Below are 17,453 nucleotides of genomic sequence, written 5' to 3'. Positions count from 1 at the left end.
CTACCTCGCCGGCCTCCACCTCCGCGCCGCAATGATCTGGATCGACGACCTGCTGAAGGCTCCCGAATGATCACGACATCACACAGGCCCTAGGAGCCGCGCCCGACGGGGCGAACGTTGCCTGTCGCGGCCCTGGCGATCACAGCCACGGCACCCCGTCGCGGGACGCTCAGGGGAGGAACGTCACCGCGGGGAAGGCGGGGGACGGCCCGTCGAGCAGGTGTCCCGGACGGTGGCGCAGGTGCTCGTCGAAGAACGCGAGCGGGTACGCCTGCTGGATCCTCACCGCCTGCTCGGAATCGAGGGTGCCGATCACGTCCTGGAGCTGTTGCCCGCTCCATCCGAGGAGCTTGGCCACCTGCGGGAACAGCGCCTCGTTGTCGCCGTACGAGACGTGGGCGGCGCCCTGGGCCTGGATGTTCAGCCGCGAGCCCCGCAGGAGCGACCAGAACGCGGCGGCCGCCGGATCCGTGGCCCGGGTGAACTCGGCGGACATCATCATGAACGGCCGGTCCAGGTCACCGGCCAACGGCGGGTTCATCTGCATCGGGGCGTCGAGGCTCAGGCCGGCCCGGATGCGCTCGTCCGCGAGCGTGGCGCAGGCGGCGGCCGTCCCGCCCTTCGACCAGCCGAACGCGCCCATGCGCCGCGGGTCGAGGGAGCCGAGCAGCCCGGCCGGCAGCTCCCGCCGATCGGCGTCCGGGTTGCGCCCTGCGGCGAGCTCCTCGACGCAGTCGAGGACGAAACGCAGGTCAGCGGCAAAGTCCCCGGGCAGCGTCGGCGCTTTCCGGTCGGCGAGCGGGACGGCGACCCGGCCGTCAGGGAACGCGGTGTACGTGTCGTACTGGTGAGCCACCGTCACGGCCGCGTATCCGTGGCTGGCGAGCTCCTGGACCACGACGGTGTGGTCGCCCTGGTGGCTGTGCGCGCCGTGCGCGAACACGACGACGGGCAGCCGTCGGTCCGACCTGCGCACCGGAGCGCCCATGTGGCCGGCCGTGAGCGGCGCCAGGGGGACCAGGTCGCCGAACCCCGCGTCGGCGAGGAACGCCTCGAGGGCGCCGGCCGGCATCCAGGGAGCCACCGGGTACCGCGCGACGTTCCGGGCGGGGTACCAGACGGTGGCCATCAGCTCGCGGAAGCGCCCGGGGCCGGCGATGTCGTCCGGGCGCGACCGGTCGACGAGGTGCAGTGGGACCGTGCCCACCGGATGCGGCCCGGTGGGCCCGGGCAGTGTGAGCCGCGTCGGGACGGGGGGAGGCGTGCCCGTTTCCGCCCGGGCGGGGCCGGCGAGGGCGGCGAGCGGCACGGCGGCCAGCGCGGCTCCCAGCACGCGGCGGCGCGTCGCGCCCTTCCGGCTGATGAACGGCGTGTTGTTCATGGGGCCTCCCGTGGTGGCGGTTCGTCAATCGTGCCGCGACGGACTGTCCGTGGGCACAGGGGGACGCTGTCACATGCCCTCCCGTGCGGCATCGGCCCACGGTTTTACTTCCCGGGGCCGATGCGGTGGGCCGTGCCGTCCGGCTACGGGGCCCCCGACCATCCCGGGCTCGCGGTCCAGGAGCATCAGGGGTCCCACTCCGACGGGGCGACCGCCTCCCCGCGCCGGGCCGGACGGCCCTCAGTCCCGCTCGGCCCGCGACGCGGCGGGGGCGACGTCCTCGAGGAAGCCGCCCGACTGGTGCTGCCAGAGCTTCGCGTAGGCCCCCTCCGCGGTGAGCAGCTCCTGGTGGGTGCCTTGCTCGACGATCCGTCCGCGGTCCAGGACGACGAGCCGGTCCATGCCGGCGACCGTGCTGAGCCGGTGAGCCACCACGAGGGCCGTCCGCCCCTCCATGAGCCGCCACAGCGCCTCCTGGACTAGGATCTCGCTCTCGGAGTCGAGGGCGCTGGTCGCCTCGTCGAGCAGCAGGATCGGCGCGTCGCGCAGGATCGCCCTGGCCAGTGCGACGCGCTGGCGCTGTCCGCCGGACAGTTTGATGCCGCGCTCGCCCACCATGGTCCCGAAACCGTCCGGAAGGCCGTCGGCGAACTCGGTGACGTGCGCCGCCTCGGCCGCGCGGCGGACCTCGGCGTCGGTGGCGTCCGGCCGGGCGAACGCGATGTTCTCCCGCAGCGTGCGGTGGAACATCGCCGGGTCCTGCGGCACGTAGGAGATCTGGCTGCGCAGATCGGCCTGGGACAGCCGGCTGATGTCCTGGCCTCCGATCAGGATCCGGCCGCCGTCGATGTCCGTCATCCGCAGGAGGAGCCGGGTGAGGGTGGTCTTGCCGCCGCCCGACCGGCCGACGAGGCCGATCTTCGTCCCGCTGGACACGTCCAGGTCGAGGGAGTCGAAGAGGGGCTTCGCACCCGCGTGGGCGAAGGTCACCCGTTCGAAGCGCACCTCGGCGCCCTGAGGCCGCAGCGGTTCCGGGGACTCCGGGTCGAGCACGCCGGGGGGCGTCAGCAGCAGTTCGGTGAACTGGGCGGCCTCCGTCATCGCGCTCTCCAGGCGGCGGTAGATCTGATTGAACTCGAACATGATCCGTGTCGCGTTGGAGTAGTAGGCGAACGCGACGACGATCGCCTCCACCCCGTGCTCCCCGCCGCCGAGCGTGATGGCCAGCAGCAGGCCCAGCGCGTTGGTCAGCACGGACATCGGTGCGACGAGCGTGTCGATGCGCAGGTTGCCGTAGTCCCACGACCGCAGCGTCAGGCGTCGGGACTCCGCCACGCGGGAGCGGTGCTCGGCGGCCTCGCGCTTCTCGGCGGCGAACGCCCGGACCGTCTCCATGTTCATCAGGCTGTCGGCGACGTGGCCCGACACCCGGGCGATCGCCTCCTCGCGCCGGCCCACGAGCGCCTGCCGGCGGCGGATCAGCGGCGCCACGCACAGCCCCGTCAGCGCGATGAGCGCCAAGAGCCCGACGACGAGGAGCGGTTCGTACTGCCACAGCACCACCGAGCCGAACAGCAGCGGGACCAGGCTTCCCACGACCGAGAAGGTCAGCGTGTCGACGAACTCCTCGAAGCGGGAGGCGAAACTCAGGACCCGTTTGGTCAGCGAGCCCGCGAAGTTCTCGTGGAAGAACGCGGCGTCCTTGGCGAACAGTTCGTCCATGCCCACGACGTACATGCGCTCGATGCCGAGGGCGTCGAGGCGGTTCAGGCAGTGCAGCCCGACGCGCCACAGCAGTTCCCCGAGCAGCAGCGCGCCCGCGAAACCGAGGACGTACGGCAGCATCGGCCCGATGCCGTGGCCGGCACCCGTTCCGGACTGCCCGGAGATCCGGCCGACGAGCTTCGCGACGACCAGCGGCGCGATGTAGTTGATACCGATGTTGCCCAGCGCCGGGAGCAGCATCGCGGGAGCCGTCCACCGGCGAAGGCGGAGCAACTCCCGTCCGTAGTAGCGAAGCGCGAGGAGTACCGGTCCCCTGCGCGGTGAACCTGGACTTCGGGGTAATTCAGGCGTTCCCATCACAACCTTGTGCTGTCGCGTGGCGGGCGGGGCGGTCAGGCCCGGTCCGGGGTACCGGCGGGCCGGGAGACCGCAGTGTCCCCCGACGGCGCCCGCCCAGTCCAAGCCTTTTCCAGGCCCGTCGGAACGCGCCCCCGGCCGCGCCCCCACCGCTTCGCGCGCCCCCCCGGCCGGCCCGGCGCGCACGAGCCGGGCACGGAGCCCGGAAACGAGTAAGAGGCCGTTCCGGATTTCTCCGAAACAGCCTCTGACCTGCGACTTCTAAAGTCGGGACGACAGGATTTGAACCTGCGACCCCTTGACCCCCAGTCAAGTGCGCTACCAAGCTGCGCCACGTCCCGATGTGCTTCCGACGGGGCTTCCCACTTGGGTTTTCCCCGTCCCGGCGGCACATGCAGAACATTACCCCACGACGAGGGGTGTGCATGCACGGGTTAACCGGCGGGAGGGAGGATGGCGGGGTGAACGGACGAGATCGGGACGGTGAGGGGCGGGCGCGCAGCGCGCGGCCCCGGGACGGGCTGGGGCGGCCGCTGCCCTACGGGGCGCAGGGCGTGGAGCGGCAGCCCGAGGGGGTGCCGCGCTCGCCCGGGGAGAGCGTCGCGGAGGCCCAGCGGCTGCTGGACGCCGGGATGCCCTTTCACGCGCACGAGGTGTTCGAGGACGCCTGGAAGTCCGGGCCCGGGTCCGAGGCCGCGCTGTGGCGCGGCCTCGCGCAGCTCGCGGTCGGGCTGACGCACGCGGCGCGCGGGAACGCGGTGGGCGGCGCCCGGCTGCTGCGCCGGGGCGCGGACGTCCTGGCCGGACGGGCCGGGGAAAGGGAAAGGGAAGGGGAAGGAGACGAAGGCGGTGCCGCCTCCGGGACCGGTTCCGCGTACGGGATGGACCTGCCCGGGCTCGTCCGCTGGGCGCGCGAGCTGGCGGAGCGGGTGGAGGGCGGCGCGGCCGTCGACGCGGCGGCCGAGGCGCCGCACCTGGCGGCCGGCCCCGGTCCCGCCTGACCGCTGCCCTAGCCTGCCCTGCCCTGCACCCTCCGGCCTCCGGCCCCCGCGGGCGCCCGCCCGGCCCGGTCCGGCCCGGTCCCTTCCGGTTCGGACCGGTCAGGTCCGGTCCGGCCTCTTCGGTTCTGGTCTGCTCCGGTCCGGGCGTCGTCGCCTTGCAGGCCTCAGCCCCGCAGGGTCTACGCCGGCTGGAGGAGGTCCCAGCGGTTGCCGTAGAGGTCCTGGAAGACCGCCACGGAGCCGTACGCCTCGTGGCGCGGCTCCTCCAGGAAGCGGACCCCCTCGACGGTCATCCGGGCGTGGTCGGCGGCGAAGTCGTCGGTGTAGAGGAAGAAACCGACGCGGCCGCCGGTCTGGTCGCCGACCCGGGAGCGCTGGGCCTCGTCCTTGGCCCGGGCCAGGAGGAGGGCGGACTCCTCGGCGCCGCGCGGACGGACCACGACCCAGCGGGAGCCGTCCGGGCGCGCCGTGTCCTCGACGAGGTCGAAGCCGAGGGCGCGGGTGTAGAAGTCGATGGCCTCGTCGTAGTCGTGGACGACGAGGGCGGTGAGGGCGATGTGTGCGGACATGACGCCTATTGTGCGCCGAGGAGCACGACCTCCAGGGTACGGGGGCCGTGCACCCCCTCGACCCGGTCCAGCTCGATGTCGCTGGTGGCGGAAGGCCCGGAGATCCAGGTCAGGGGCCGGGTGGGGTCCAGGAGCGGCAGCGCCCGCGGGACCGAGTCGACCACCTGGCCGGGGACGCGGACCACACAGATGTGGTGGTCCGGGATCAGGGTGATCCGGCGCCGTCCCTGGTCGGGGCCGCCGTCGAGGACGATCGTGCCGGTCTCGGCGACGGCCAGGGCGCAGCCGGTCACCACACTGTCCACGGCGTCCAGTTCGTACGGGGTGGAGGCGGCCCGGTCGTGGATCCGGGCCGGGCCGGCGGCCGCGAGCCAGTGCGGGGGCAGCCCGGGCGGCACGAGGACCGACGCGGCGCCGCGCTCGGCGAGGAGCCGCGCCAGCAGCTCGGCGATGCCGTCCTCGTCCACGCGGTGGACCCGCGCGCGGTACTCCGTGAGGTTCGCGGCGAGCAGGTCGACGTTCTCGGCCGCGGTGCGGACGCCGTGGACCTGGAGGTAGTCCCGGGCGATCCCGGCGTCCCGGTCCGGGCCCGGCCGCGGACCGGGGTCCGGTACGGCCCGGCGGATGCGGGCCAGGATGCGGTCCTTGCCGCTCATGGGCGCTCCTCTCGTTCCCGTTGCGCCCACCAGTCGCGGAACGACCGCTCCGGCGGCTCCGGCAGCTCCCGGCTGTCCGTCCAGGCCCGCCCCGGTCCTGGCAGCCGCCGCGGTCGCAGCCGCCGGGCCCGGCTCAGCAGCCGCTCCGCCGCGCGCAGGGCGTCCGGCCGCTCCAGGAGAAGCCGGGCGGCGCGCAGGGCGGCCCGCTCGGCGGCGTGGCCGCGGGCGGGGCGGATCCGGACGCGAACGCCCGCGCGGGTCACCGGGCCGCCCTGGACCACCCGTTCGCGGAGGTGGACGAGGACCTCGGGGATGTCGATGGCGACCGGGCAGACCTCGTAGCAGGCCCCGCACAGCGTGGAGGCGTAGGGCAGGGTGGCGTCGATCTCGCTCTGGGTGCCCCGAAGTTGGGGGCTGAGGACGGCGCCGATCGGGCCGGGGTACACGGAGCCGTAGGCATGCCCGCCGGCGCGCTCGTAGACGGGGCAGACGTTGAGGCAGGCCGAGCAGCGGATGCAGCGCAGGGCCTGGCGGCCCACCTCGTCGGCGAGGGCGTCGGTGCGGCCGTTGTCGAGGAGGACGAGGTGGAAGACGGCGGGCCCGTCGCCGTCGGCCCCTTTCGACGGCCCCGATCCGGTCCACATCGTCGTGTACGGGTTCATCCGCTCGGCCGTCGAGGAGCGCGGCAGGGTCTGGAGGAAGATCTCGAGGTCCCGGAACGTCGGAACGACCTTCTCGATGCCGACCACCGAGATCAGGGTCTCGGGCAGGGTCAGGCACATCCGGCCGTTGCCCTCGGACTCGAGGACGACCATCGTGCCGGTCTCGGCGACCATGAAGTTGGCGCCGGACACGGCGACTTGGGCCCGCAGGAACTTCTCGCGCAGGTGGAGGCGGGCGGCTTCGGCCAGCTCGCGCGGGTCGTCGCCCAGGTCCTGGGGCGCGGGGCGGCCCCACCTTCCCATCTGCGAGGCGAAGATGTCGCGGATCTCGGTGCGGTTGCGGTGGATGGCCGGGACCAGGATGTGGGAGGGCCGGTCGTCGCCGAGCTGGACGATGAGCTCGGCGAGGTCGGTCTCGTACGCGGCGATGCCCGCCGCTTCCAGGGCCTCGTTCAGGCCGATCTCCTGGGTGGCCATGGACTTGACCTTGACCACTTCGCGGGCGCCGGTCGCCGCCACCAGTTCCGTCACGATCCGGTTCGCCTCGTGCGCGTCGGCCGCCCAGTGGACGGTGCCGCCCGCGGCGGTGACGGAGGCCTCCAACTCGAGCAGGTAGTGGTCGAGATGGCGCAGGGTGTGGTCCTTGACCGCCTTGCCGGCGGCGCGCAGCCGGTCCCAGTCCTCGAGTTCGGCCACGGCCAGGGCCCGTCTGTCGCGGATGGTGCGGGTGGCCCGGCGGAGGTTGGCGCGCAGCACGTCGTCGTGCACCGCCTCGCGCGCGGCTGCCGGGAAGGCGGGGAAGGCGGGCATGCCGAGGTGCGTACGCGTCATCGCAGGGGTTCCTCCTCGGTCGCGGCCAGGATCTCGGCGAGGTGCAGCGTCCGCAGCGGGGCGCCGGCGCGCCGCAGGATGCCGTCCAGGTGGGCGAGGCAGGAGCTGTCGGCCCCGCACAGGACGTCCGCGCCCGTCGCCAGCGCGCTGCCGGTCTTGTCGGCGCCCATGGCGGCCGACACGTCCGGGTTCTTGAGGGCGAAGGTCCCGCCGAAGCCGCAGCATTCCTCGGCGCCGGGCAGTTCGCGCAGTTCAAGGCCCCGTACGGCGCTGAGCAGCCGTCGCGGCCGGTCACCGAGCCCGAGGACCCGTAGCCCGTGGCAGGACGGGTGGTAGGTGACGGCGTGGGGGAAGTACGCGCCGACGTCCGTCACCCCGAGGACGTCCACCAGGAACTCGGTGAGCTCGTACACCCTCGGTACGAGGTCCTCGGCCAGCGCGGTCAGGGCGCCGCCGCGCCCCTCGGCCTCGGCGGCCCGCCCGATCCGGGGGTAGTGCGCGCGGATCATGGCGGCGCAGGATCCCGACGGGGTGACCACGTACGCGTACCCGGCGAAGGCTTCCGCGGTCCGGCGGAGCAGGGGCTCGGCCTCGCGCCGGTAGCCGGTGTTGTACTGCGGCTGACCGCAGCAGCTCTGCGCCGCGGGGAAGTCCACGTCCACGCCGAGCCGCTCCAGGAGGCGGACGACGGCGATGCCCGTGCGCGGGTAGAGCGCGTCGTTGACGCAGGTGACGAACAGGGCGGCTCGCATGACGGGCAGAATAGCCCCGTGAAGAAGTTCTCAGTGATCGGCATAGGCGCGGGCGACCCGGACCACCTGACCCTCCAGGCGGTCAGGGCGATCGGCGCGGCGGACGCATTCCTCATCCTGGAGAAGGGCGAGGAGAAGGCGGATCTGACCGGGCTGCGGCGCGCGATGCTCGACGAGCACGCCCGCCCCGGACACCGGCTGGTGGAGGGCCGCGACCCCGATCGCGACCGGACCCCGGCCGACTACGCCCCCACCGTGGACGGCTGGCGCAGCGCGCGGGCCGAGATCTTCGAGCGGTTCGTCGCCGAGGACCTGGCGGAGGGCGAGACGGGGGCGTTCCTGGTGTGGGGCGACCCCTCCCTCTACGACTCCACCCTCGCGATCCTCGACGAGGTGCTGGAGAAGGGCCGGGTCACCTTCGAGCACGAGGTGGTGCCCGGCATCAGCAGCATCTCCTCGCTGCTGGCCCGGCACCGCACCAACCTCAACCGGGTGGGCCGCCCGGTCCAGATCACCACCGGGCGGCGGCTCGCGGAGGGCTGGCCGGCCGACGTGGACGACGTGGTGGTGATGCTGGACGCGCGGCACGCCTTCACCGCCCACCTCGACCAGGACCTCACCATCTACTGGGGTGCCTACGTCGGCACCCCCGACGAGATCCTGGTCTCGGGCAAGCTGGCGGAGGTCGCCGGCCGGATCGAGGAGCTGCGCGCCGAGGCCCGCGCCCGCAAGGGCTGGATCATGGACACGTACCTGCTCCGGCGCGGCTGAGGGCCCCCGCGGACGGACCGGGACGACCCGGTCGCGGCACTAGCGGAGGAAGGCGGGCAGCACCTCGGCGAGCCGCTCGTACTCCTCGGCCCGGTTGTAGAGCTGCCCGCACACCCTGATCCCGCCGCCGCCGGCCCAGGGCCAGATCAGCACCCGGATGCGCGCCTGTGCCGCGATCCGCTCGCGCAGTTCGGTGGCGTCCTCGCGGGTCTCGGCGGTACCGGCGGGCAGCCGCAGGGCGCGCATGGACAGGCCCTCGGTGTGCGGGAGCGGGGTCAGCCCGGGGATCTCCGCGAGCAGGGCCGCGCCGTGGGCGGCCAGGGCGCTGTTGTGGGCCCGGACCTTGGCGGCGTCGAGCCGTTCGAGCAGCTCGAGGCCCTCCGGGGCGGCGAGCCAGCCGGTGTAGTCGTAGGTGGCGCGGTAGTCGACCGAACGCGGGAAGCCGTGGTGGTCCTCCCAGGAGGGGGCGGGCGCGCGGACCCGGTCCCGGTGGGCGGGGGCCACGGCGAGCAGCGCGGTGCCGGACGGGGAGTAGCCCCATTTGTGCAGGTTGCCGAACCAGAAGTCGGCGCCGCCGCCGAGCGGGTCGGCGAGCATGCCGGGCGCGTGGGCGCCGTCCACGACGGTGGTGACGCCCCGGGCCTTGAGGTCGGCGATCAGCCGGGGCGAGGCGATGACCCGGGCGGTGGGCGAGCTGATGTGGTCGAGGAGTGCCACCTTCGTGCGCGGCGTCAGCCCGGCCAGCACGGCTTCGCGGACGGCGTCCTCGTCGGGGAGGCGCGGATCCAGGGTGACGGTGGTGACCGTGGCGCGGCGGGCGGCGGCCTCGACGACCGTGCCGTAGCCGTGGTCGGTGACCATGATCTCGTCGCCGTCGGCGAGCGGGATGGCGTCGAGGGCGAGGTTGGCGCCTTCGGTGGCGTTGGCGATGAAGGCGATCCCGTCGGGGTCCGCGCCGCCGAGGTGGGCCGCGATCCGGGCGCGGGCGTCGGCGAGGCGGTCGGCGGCGGCCAGGAAGAAGGCGTCGGGGTCGGCGTGCGCTTCGGCCCGGAAGGCGGCGTGCGCCTCCTGGACGGGCAGGGGCACCGCGCCGAAGGAGCCGTGGTTGAGGTGGGAGACGGCGGGGTCGAGGCCGAACAGGGCCCGGCCGCCGGGGAACTCGGCGGGGCGTATCGACTCGATGGGCGCGTTCACGTACGTGAACCTCCGGGGGTGCGGGCACGGGTGACCAAAGGATCATCTCCCGGCGGCGCGCGCGCCGAAACCCCCACCCGGCGGCGCGGCCCGACGGCATCCGGCTCATACGGGCGGACCGGCCGGAGTTCACTCCTCCGGCGGAGCCGGCGCCCGCGTCCGCCGCCCCGGCCCGAGGACCGGCCCGAGGACCGGCCCTGCGGCCGCCCGGGCCGCCTCCGGCCTACCTCCGGCCGCTGGTGGCGGCGTAGTACTGCAGGTCCTGCACCTCCACCGTGCGGTCCACGGGATACGGCAGCTCGACCCGCGCCCCGGTCTTCCCGTCCCGCACCACCGCCGCCGAGCTCGTACCGGTGTTCAGCGCCAGCAGCTCGGAGTGCAGCCCGACCGGGGCCTGGTACGCGCCCTTGGACGCTCCGACGGCCGTACTGATGCTCGCGGGCGCGGCGAGGAAGCTGAGCACCTCGACGGTGTCCCGGGGAGCCGCGCTCCCCTTGCGCAGGGACATCACCAGGGACTGGTCGCCGGTCGGGTCGGCGGCGGCGTACTGGGTGCGCGACGTCAGGTAGAGGGTGTCCCGGACGATCTTAGGCCAGCTGTCCGTCTTGAACTTGGTGAGGTAGTAGGACGTCAGGTCGAGGTAGGCGTAGCCGTTGTGCAGGGAGGGGGCGAACTGGCTGCCCTCGCTGTAGTCGTTCCAGGTGGTCAGCTGGACCCAGTCGGCCTCGTCCTCGATGGCACGCGTCCAAGTGGTGCGCAGGGTGGCCGTGTTGCCGGCCTCGTCGTAGATCCCCTGGTTGGGGCGGGCGTCCTGGACCGACACGGGCTGCATCCAGATCTTGCCCAGGCCGTGGGCGCGCCGCGCGTCCCGCGCGGAGCCCTCCTGGCCGACGTAGCTGCGGCTGCCCCACTCGGAGAACCCGTGGCTGATCGGTGCGAACCGGTCGCTGTTCGCACCGAAGTCGAGGAAGAGCGGGACGAACGCGGTGCGGATGCCGTGCTCGGCCTTCAGCGCGTCCATGACCTGGGTCCACCACGCGACGCTCTTGGCCTCGGCCTTGAACGGCGAGACGACGAGCCGTCCGTCGGGGAGCCGGTGCGCGGACGGGGCCTTGCCGATGTCCGCCAGGGAGGCGGCGAGTTCCCGCGGGTCGTCGGTCTTCAGGGAGGTCATGTCCGGCATCAGCATGATCTTGAAGGACGTGTCCACCGAACGGGCCGCGTCCATCAGGAGGCGGGACCGTTCCCAGTTCTTCCCGGAGAGGGAGAGCAGGTCGAGGGTGAATCCGTCGATGCCCGCGGCGCGCGCGGTGCGCACCTCCTGCTGGAGGTTGACGAGCTCCCAGTTGCCGTCCTTGGGCGGGACGGGCAGCGGCCGGTCCCGCAGCAGACCCCCGTAGCGCCCGTGTTTGCCGCCTTCGCCGTCCGGGTTCACATAGTTGCGGGAGTAGTAGTCCGCGTCGGCGCTCGCGTTGTCGAGGGAGAGCGGGTACGGCGTGAAGTAGTGGGCGAAGACCAGCTTCTTGCCGGCGTCGCCGGAACGCAGGGCGGCCGGCTGCGGCAGGTCGAAGGGCAGGGCTCCCGTGGGGCGCGCTCCGGTGTCCGTGCCGGGCCGGGGAGTTGCCGGGGCCGTGTTCTTGTCGGCGCCCTCGGGGCTCGGGGTGTCCGGGCCCGGGGTCTGCGCGGTGACGTCGGGCGTGGCGCCGCCGGAACCGTCCGCCAGGACGGTGCCGGAGCCCGGGTCCGGGCGGTCCGACCGGCCGGCGACGGTGCGCGGTTCCCAGGCGATGCCGGTGGCGGCGCAGACGCCGACCAGGAGGAAGGCGGAGAGGACGAGGGCCACCAGGGGTCTGCGGGCCCGGAAGCCCGGCCGGCGCCGGTGCGAAGGGCGGCGTTTCGCCCTCCCGGCCAGCCGCCGTTGGTCCGCATGCATCGTGACGCCCTCCCCGAGTGTGCCCGCGCGTCGGGCTGTTCAGCAGTACAGCCGATTCCCGGCCCCCGGACAACTGTTCGCCGGAGCGAGGCCACGGCACGTACGTCAGGGGGACCACGGGGGCTACGTACGGCAGGACGCGACGCGCGGTTCCCGACGGGGAGGCAGCGGCCGAGCGGCCCGCGCTCCGCCGCCTTCGGGGACGGCACGGCGGATGCGCTTGGCGGGCACTGGACATGCGGGCACCGGACAAAGGCACGCCACCTGTCCATCTGCCGCGATCGCCGGGCGGCACGGGCCCTTCACCGGAATAGGAAATTCCCCTGGCCATCCGACAGGACCGGCGCATACTCGTCTCCATGCGGCCTGAAACACCCCTGTGGCCGCGCATGGTCACGCATGCATGGGGGGCATCGTGCCGATGGGGAATTCCATGAGCGCCGGCATCTTTCCGGCTACGTCCGCCGAGCTGTCCCGACTGCTCACCGCCGTACGGCGGGGCAGGGTGCTCACCGTCACCGGGCAGTCCCGCGAACCCCGCGGCCTGCTCGTGCGGGAGATCGGGGAACGGCTCGCGTCCAACTTCTACGACGGGGTGGCCGTGATCCGCCTCGGCCAACGCTTCGGCATCCACGACCTGACGGACGCGCTGAGCCGCTTACCGGGGACGCCGTTCCTGCCGCACGGCGCGGCGGACGCCGCGTCGTGGCTGGCCGAGCGGGACATGCTGCTCGTCCTCGACGGCTCCGACCACCTCGCGTCCGAGGCCGTGGACTGGCTGGGGCACCTGCTCGCCGTGGCCCCCGGGCTGCGGATCCTGGCCGCCGGGCGGCACCCGCTGGCCTTGGCCCAGGAACGGGTGCACCGGCTCTGACCCGGCGCACCCGATCCCGCGAGGGTCCGCGAGGTCCGCCCGGTCCGCCTCTAGAGGGCGGCCCGCCAGTCCTCGGCCAGCAGCCCCATCGTCACCTCGTCCAGGTACTCGCCGCACACCCAGGCGGACCCGCGCAGGGTCCCTTCCAGGTCGAACCCGTTCGCACGCGCGGCCCGGACCATGGCGGCGTTGTCGGCCAGGGTGTCCACCTGGAGCCGGTGCAGGCCGCGCACGGAGAACCCGTAGCGGCACAGCAGCCGCACGACGTCCTCGCCCAGACCGCGGCCGCGGCAGCCGGGACGCAGGGATATCCCGAGGTGCGCGGAGCGGTTGTGCGCGTCGATGGCCCAGAGCAGGGCCTCCCCGGCCAGCTCGCCAGTGGCCCGCTCCACCACGGAGAACACGGCGACGTCGTCGGACGGCTCGGACGGCTCGTACGGGGAGTGCCCGCTCGCCGCGCCCACCGGCCGCCAGGGCCGGGTGTCGCCTCGCGAACGCGTCACGACGTCCTCGTACAGCTCCGCGTGGAGCACGGCGACGTCATCGGTGTGCCGAGCGCGCAGCTCGGCCAGTTCTCCTTGGATCATGGGGGACTTACTAGCCCCCGAACGGCCCGTCGCACAAACGGATTTACGCGGCCGGACACGGGTCAGCCCCGGCCGGCGACTGCCGGCCGGGGCTGACCCGGTGAACGGTGGTGCGGTGAACCTCAGCCGAGGATCGCGAGCGCCTGGTTCAGCGTCTCGGAGGGCCGCATGATCGCCGCGGCCTTGGCGGCGTCGGGCTGGTAGTACCCGCCGATGTCGGCCGGGGAGCCCTGGACGGCGATGAGCTCGCCGACGATCTTCTCCTCGGACTCGGCCAGCGTCTTGGACAGCGGGTCGAACGCGGCGGCCAGCTTCGGGTCGTCGGTCTGGCGCGCCAGCTCCTGCGCCCAGTACAGGGCGAGGTAGAAGTGGCTGCCGCGGTTGTCGATGCCGCCCAGCTTGCGGCTCGGCGACTTGTCCTCGTTGAGGAAGGTGCCGGTCGCGCGGTCCAGGGTGTCCGCGAGGACCTGGGCGCGGGCGTTGCCCGTGGTGGTGGCGAGGTGCTCGAAGGAGACGGCCAGCGCGAGGAACTCGCCGAGCGAGTCCCAGCGCAGGTAGTTCTCCTTGACGAGCTGCTGCACGTGCTTCGGGGCGGAGCCGCCGGCGCCGGTCTCGAAGAGGCCGCCGCCGTTCATCAGCGGGACGACCGACAGCATCTTGGCGCTGGTGCCCAGCTCCAGGATCGGGAAGAGGTCGGTCAGGTAGTCGCGCAGCACGTTGCCGGTCACCGAGATGGTGTCCTCGCCGCGGCGGATGCGCTCCAGGGAGTACTTCGTGGCCTCGACCGGGGAGAGGATCTTGAGGGTCAGACCCTCGGTGTCGTGGTCGGCCAGGTACGTCTTGACCTTGGCGATCAGCTGCGCGTCGTGCGCGCGGCCCTCGTCGAGCCAGAAGACGGCCGGGACGCCGGTGGCGCGGGCGCGGGTGACGGCGAGCTTGACCCAGTCCTGGATCGGCGCGTCCTTGGTCTGGCAGGCGCGGAAGATGTCGCCGGCGGCGACTTCCTGCTCCAGGACCGTGGCACCCGAGGCGTCGACGACGCGGACGGTGCCCGCGGCGGCCAGCTCGAAGGTCTTGTCGTGGCTGCCGTACTCCTCGGCCTTCTGGGCCATGAGGCCGACGTTCGGCACCGAGCCCATCGTGGACGGGTCGTACGCGCCGTGCGCGCGGCAGTCGTCGATGACGACCTGGTAGACACCGGCGTAGCTGCTGTCCGGGAGGACGGCGAGCGTGTCGGCCTCGGCGCCGTCCGGGCCCCACATGTGGCCGGAGGTGCGGATCATGGCCGGCATCGAGGCGTCGACGATGACGTCGGACGGGACGTGCAGGTTGGTGATGCCCTTGTCGGAGTCGACCATCGCGAGGGCCGGGCCCTCGGCGATCTCGGCGTCGAACGAAGCCTTGATCGCGTCGGCGTCGGGCAGCGCGCCCAGGCCGTTCAGGATGGTGCCGAGACCGTCGTTCGGGGACAGGCCGGCGGCGGCCAGGGTCTCGCCGTAGCGGGCGAAGGTCTTCGGGAAGAAGGCGCGGACCACGTGGCCGAAGATGATCGGGTCGGAGACCTTCATCATCGTGGCCTTGAGGTGCACGGAGAACAGGACGTCCTCGGCCTTGGCGCGCTCGATCTGGGTGTTGAGGAAGGTGCGCAGCTCGTCGACGTGCAGGACGGAGGCGTCCACGACCTCGCCGGCGAGTACCGGTACGGACTCGCGCAGCACGGTGACCGCGCCGTCGGCGGCGACGTGCTCGATGCGCAGCGTGCCGGGCTCGGTGATCACGGCGGACTTCTCGGTGGAGCGGAAGTCGTCGGCGCCCATGGTGGCGACGTTCGTCTTCGACTCGGGGACCCAGGCGCCCATGCGGTGGGGGTGCGCCTTGGCGTACTTCTTGACCGAGGCGGGGGCGCGGCGGTCGGAGTTGCCCTCGCGCAGGACCGGGTTGACGGCGCTGCCCTTGATCTTGTCGTAACGGGCGCGGTTCTCGCGCTCCTCGTCGCTCTTCGGGTCGTCCGGGTAGTCCGGGAGCGCGTAGCCCTGGCCCTGGAGCTCGGCGACCGCGGCCTTGAGCTGCGGGATCGAGGCCGAGACGTTGGGCAGCTTGATGATGTTGGCGCCCGGGGTCTTCGCCAGTTCGCCGAGCTCGGCGAGGGCGTCCGCGATCCGCTGGCCCTCTTCCAGGTACTCGGGGAAGCTGGCGATGATCCGACCGGCCAGGGAGATGTCACGGGTCTCGACATTCACACCGGCCGTCGACGCGTACGCCTGGATCACAGGCAGGAACGAATACGTCGCGAGGGCCGGGGCCTCGTCAGTGTGCGTGTAGATGATGGTCGAGTCAGTCACCGGGTGCTCCGCTCCACAGTCTGCGTCTCTCGTCTGCAACATTGCTCGACATCAAGATATCTCGTGATCGGGCCGGTCTGGACAGCCCCCCGCGCAAGGTGGGACGAGACGCGTGTCACGTTCGGTGACGAGGGGGCCCTGCCGGGCCCGGAAACGGCGAAAGCGCCGCCACCGGCCGTTTCCAGCCGGTGGCGGCGCTCACGCGTCACTGCTCAGGGGCCTGCTCAGGCGTGGACGGCCTTCGGGCTCGGGCCGTACTGGTTCGGGGTCGGCTGACCCTCGGTGGCCGTCAGGACGAGCAGCCAGATGCCGCCGATGAGCGGCACGAAGGCGATGAAGTACCAGGCGCCGGACTTGCCGAGGTCGTGGAGCCGACGAACGGTGAGCGCGATGCAGGGGACGATGATCGCGAGGATGTAGAGCCCGTAGATCACCATGTTGGCGCCGATGACGGCGTCGATGATGGCGACGACGATGGCGACGGCCAGGTTGCAGAGGAAGAACATCCAGAACTCCTGGCGGCGCGCGCGGCCGGAGAAGTCGGCGTACTTCTTCAGAACGTCGGTGTAGTAGTGCATGGGTCCCCCCAGGGCGGTTCGTCGGCCCGTCCTGATGGAGCAAGCCGGGGCAGAACTTATGCCCCGCTTACGTCGCGGTCAAGCCGGTTGGCAAGGCACCAGAAGGGTTACTTTTCAGCCCTCGCCGCCCTAAACGCATGAGTATCGGGCGTAACTTGGAACCCACCGGTCCCATAACCTCACCGAACGTCACGAAACGAGCTGACGAAAGTCTTACGCCGGGGCGTGGGAGCCCCCTTCGGACGACTGCGGTCCGTAGCGTCGCCGCCATGCGCGTACTCGTCACCGGCGGAGCCGGGTTCATCGGCTCCCACATCGTTACCACTCTGCGTCTTCGCGGCCACGATCCGCTCGTCCTGGACCTCGCACCCCCCGCGGACGGCGGCGCGTTCGTACGCGCCGACGTACGGGACCCCGACGCCGTACGGGCCGCCCTGCGCGGGGTCGACTCCGTCTGCCACCAGGCCGCGATGGTCGGCCTCGGCAAGGACTTCGCGGACGCCCCGGCGTACGTCTCCCACAACGACCTCGGCACGGCGGTGCTGCTCGCCGCGATGGCGGACCGCGGGGTCCGCACCCTGGTGCTGGCGGGCTCGATGGTGGTCTACGGCGAGGGGCGCTACGCGTGCCCCCGGCACGGGGTCGTCCGCCCGGGCCCGCGCCGGGTGGCGGACTTGGCCGGCGGACGCTTCGAGCCCCGTTGCCCGCTCTGCGACGCGGAACTGGCGCCCGGTCTGGTGGACGAGGACACGCCGACCGACCCCCGCAACGTCTACGCGACGACGAAACTGGCGCAGGAACACCTGGCGGCGTCGTGGGCGCGGTGCGTGGACGGCCGGGCGGTGGCGCTGCGCTACCACAACGTGTACGGACCGGGCATGCCGCGCGACACCCCCTACGCGGGGGTGGCGTCCTTCTTCCGTTCCTCGCTGGCCCGGGGCGAGGCGCCGCAGGTGTACGAAGACGGCGGCCAGCGGCGGGACTTCGTCCACGTGCGGGACGTCGCGGAGGCCAACGTGCTGGCACTGGAGGCCGCCGCACCGCTCGGGGTGTGCACGCCGTACAACACCGGCAGCGGCAGCCCCCACACGGTCGGCGAGATGGCCACCGCCCTCGCCGTGGCCCACGGCGGTCCCCTCCCCGTGGTCGCCGCCCGCGCCCTGGACGAGGACCGAGTCCCCGGGCCGGACGCCGGCATTGGTGAACAGCATCCGGTAGGCGGTCAGCCACGCGGTGGGCA

15 protein-coding genes and 1 tRNA gene are annotated in these 17,453 nt (G+C 72.7%); 4 read left to right on the top strand and 12 right to left on the bottom strand.

Annotated features, from left to right (window positions below):
• Window positions 1-169: 169 nt before the first annotated feature.
• From ABZY44_RS34355 to ABZY44_RS34345, 3 genes are all read right to left on the bottom strand, one after another.
• On the bottom strand, window positions 170-1,381 hold the full coding sequence (locus ABZY44_RS34355; protein WP_356660856.1) for an acetylhydrolase: 1,212 nt from the start codon (window positions 1,379-1,381) through the stop codon (window positions 170-172).
• A gap of 240 nt (window positions 1,382-1,621) precedes the next feature.
• On the bottom strand, window positions 1,622-3,463 hold the full coding sequence (locus ABZY44_RS34350) for an ABC transporter ATP-binding protein (protein WP_356660854.1): 1,842 nt from the start codon (window positions 3,461-3,463) through the stop codon (window positions 1,622-1,624).
• A 267-nt stretch (window positions 3,464-3,730) separates the two neighbouring features.
• Window positions 3,731-3,804: transfer RNA gene (locus ABZY44_RS34345), tRNA-Pro, on the bottom strand.
• Between the two features lie 84 nt (window positions 3,805-3,888).
• Between ABZY44_RS34345 and ABZY44_RS34340 the strand changes: the two genes are divergently transcribed.
• A complete protein-coding gene (locus ABZY44_RS34340; RefSeq protein ID WP_356660852.1) occupies window positions 3,889-4,464 on the top strand; it encodes a DUF309 domain-containing protein in 576 nt (191 codons plus the stop codon).
• A 179-nt stretch (window positions 4,465-4,643) separates the two neighbouring features.
• Here ABZY44_RS34340 and ABZY44_RS34335 read toward each other — a convergent pair whose 3' ends face one another.
• The 4 genes from ABZY44_RS34335 to ABZY44_RS34320 are packed head-to-tail and all read right to left on the bottom strand — an operon-like array spanning window position 4,644 to window position 7,934.
• Window positions 4,644-5,033, bottom strand: a complete 390-nt coding sequence (locus ABZY44_RS34335; RefSeq protein WP_356660850.1) for a VOC family protein — start codon at window positions 5,031-5,033, stop codon at window positions 4,644-4,646.
• Between the two features lie 5 nt (window positions 5,034-5,038).
• Entirely contained in the window at window positions 5,039-5,689 is a 651-nt protein-coding gene (locus ABZY44_RS34330; protein ID WP_356660848.1) for an LUD domain-containing protein, read from the bottom strand.
• Window positions 5,686-7,182, bottom strand: a complete 1,497-nt coding sequence (locus tag ABZY44_RS34325; RefSeq protein WP_356660846.1) for a lactate utilization protein B — start codon at window positions 7,180-7,182, stop codon at window positions 5,686-5,688. The genes ABZY44_RS34330 and ABZY44_RS34325 overlap by 4 nt, the downstream gene beginning before the upstream one ends.
• The gene (locus tag ABZY44_RS34320) at window positions 7,179-7,934 is read right to left on the bottom strand and encodes a (Fe-S)-binding protein (RefSeq protein ID WP_356660844.1); all 756 of its coding nucleotides are present in this window, start codon (window positions 7,932-7,934) and stop codon (window positions 7,179-7,181) included. The genes ABZY44_RS34325 and ABZY44_RS34320 overlap by 4 nt, the downstream gene beginning before the upstream one ends.
• Before the next feature lie 18 nt (window positions 7,935-7,952).
• On the opposite strand from ABZY44_RS34320, the gene cobF reads away from it, so the two are divergent.
• Window positions 7,953-8,705, top strand: coding sequence for a precorrin-6A synthase (deacetylating) (gene cobF / locus ABZY44_RS34315; RefSeq protein ID WP_356660842.1), 753 nt, complete (start codon window positions 7,953-7,955; stop codon window positions 8,703-8,705).
• A gap of 39 nt (window positions 8,706-8,744) precedes the next feature.
• Here the strand turns inward: cobF and ABZY44_RS34310 are convergent, their stop codons facing one another.
• Window positions 8,745-9,899, bottom strand: a complete 1,155-nt coding sequence (locus tag ABZY44_RS34310; protein WP_356660840.1) for an aminotransferase class V-fold PLP-dependent enzyme — start codon at window positions 9,897-9,899, stop codon at window positions 8,745-8,747.
• Between the two features lie 223 nt (window positions 9,900-10,122).
• Window positions 10,123-11,832, bottom strand: coding sequence for a glycoside hydrolase family 71 protein (locus ABZY44_RS34305; RefSeq protein ID WP_356660838.1), 1,710 nt, complete (start codon window positions 11,830-11,832; stop codon window positions 10,123-10,125).
• A gap of 433 nt (window positions 11,833-12,265) precedes the next feature.
• On the opposite strand from ABZY44_RS34305, the gene ABZY44_RS34300 reads away from it, so the two are divergent.
• Window positions 12,266-12,706 carry a hypothetical protein gene (locus tag ABZY44_RS34300; RefSeq protein ID WP_356660836.1) on the top strand — a complete coding sequence of 147 codons (441 nt, stop codon included), beginning with the start codon at window positions 12,266-12,268 and terminating at the stop codon, window positions 12,704-12,706.
• Window positions 12,707-12,756: 50 nt separating this feature from the next.
• Here the strand turns inward: ABZY44_RS34300 and ABZY44_RS34295 are convergent, their stop codons facing one another.
• The 3 genes from ABZY44_RS34295 to ABZY44_RS34285 form a co-directional block, all read right to left on the bottom strand.
• Entirely contained in the window at window positions 12,757-13,293 is a 537-nt protein-coding gene (locus tag ABZY44_RS34295) for a GNAT family protein (RefSeq protein WP_356660834.1), read from the bottom strand.
• Between the two features lie 122 nt (window positions 13,294-13,415).
• Window positions 13,416-15,635, bottom strand: coding sequence for an NADP-dependent isocitrate dehydrogenase (locus tag ABZY44_RS34290; protein ID WP_356660832.1), 2,220 nt, complete (start codon window positions 15,633-15,635; stop codon window positions 13,416-13,418).
• Window positions 15,636-15,859: 224 nt separating this feature from the next.
• Window positions 15,860-16,213 carry a DUF805 domain-containing protein gene (locus tag ABZY44_RS34285; protein WP_356660830.1) on the bottom strand — a complete coding sequence of 118 codons (354 nt, stop codon included), beginning with the start codon at window positions 16,211-16,213 and terminating at the stop codon, window positions 15,860-15,862.
• A gap of 269 nt (window positions 16,214-16,482) precedes the next feature.
• Between ABZY44_RS34285 and ABZY44_RS34280 the strand changes: the two genes are divergently transcribed.
• Window positions 16,483-17,453: NAD-dependent epimerase/dehydratase family protein (locus ABZY44_RS34280; protein ID WP_356660828.1), on the top strand; the 971-nt coding region annotated here is incomplete at its 3' end.

Source organism: Streptomyces sp. NPDC006544 (assembly GCF_040611715.1).
Classification (GTDB): domain Bacteria; phylum Actinomycetota; class Actinomycetes; order Streptomycetales; family Streptomycetaceae; genus Streptomyces.
The sequence above is the reverse complement of the archived record's forward strand: the minus strand, read 5'-3'. Positions and strand labels throughout refer to the sequence as shown.

Bases quoted from the DNA above. Each gene is read 5' to 3' on its own strand.
- ABZY44_RS34355 (WP_356660856.1), bottom strand. From the start codon at position 1,381: ATGAACAACACGCCGTTCATCAGCCGGAAGGGCGCGACGCGCCGCCGC.
- ABZY44_RS34350 (WP_356660854.1), bottom strand. From the start codon at position 3,463: ATGGGAACGCCTGAATTACCCCGAAGTCCAGGTTCACCGCGCAGGGGA.
- ABZY44_RS34340 (WP_356660852.1), top strand. From the start codon at position 3,889: ATGCACGGGTTAACCGGCGGGAGGGAGGATGGCGGGGTGAACGGACGA.
- ABZY44_RS34335 (WP_356660850.1), bottom strand. From the start codon at position 5,033: ATGTCCGCACACATCGCCCTCACCGCCCTCGTCGTCCACGACTACGAC.
- ABZY44_RS34330 (WP_356660848.1), bottom strand. From the start codon at position 5,689: ATGAGCGGCAAGGACCGCATCCTGGCCCGCATCCGCCGGGCCGTACCG.
- ABZY44_RS34325 (WP_356660846.1), bottom strand. From the start codon at position 7,182: ATGACGCGTACGCACCTCGGCATGCCCGCCTTCCCCGCCTTCCCGGCA.
- ABZY44_RS34320 (WP_356660844.1), bottom strand. From the start codon at position 7,934: ATGCGAGCCGCCCTGTTCGTCACCTGCGTCAACGACGCGCTCTACCCG.
- ABZY44_RS34305 (WP_356660838.1), bottom strand. From the start codon at position 11,832: ATGCATGCGGACCAACGGCGGCTGGCCGGGAGGGCGAAACGCCGCCCT.
- ABZY44_RS34300 (WP_356660836.1), top strand. From the start codon at position 12,266: ATGAGCGCCGGCATCTTTCCGGCTACGTCCGCCGAGCTGTCCCGACTG.
- ABZY44_RS34295 (WP_356660834.1), bottom strand. From the start codon at position 13,293: ATGATCCAAGGAGAACTGGCCGAGCTGCGCGCTCGGCACACCGATGAC.
- ABZY44_RS34285 (WP_356660830.1), bottom strand. From the start codon at position 16,213: ATGCACTACTACACCGACGTTCTGAAGAAGTACGCCGACTTCTCCGGC.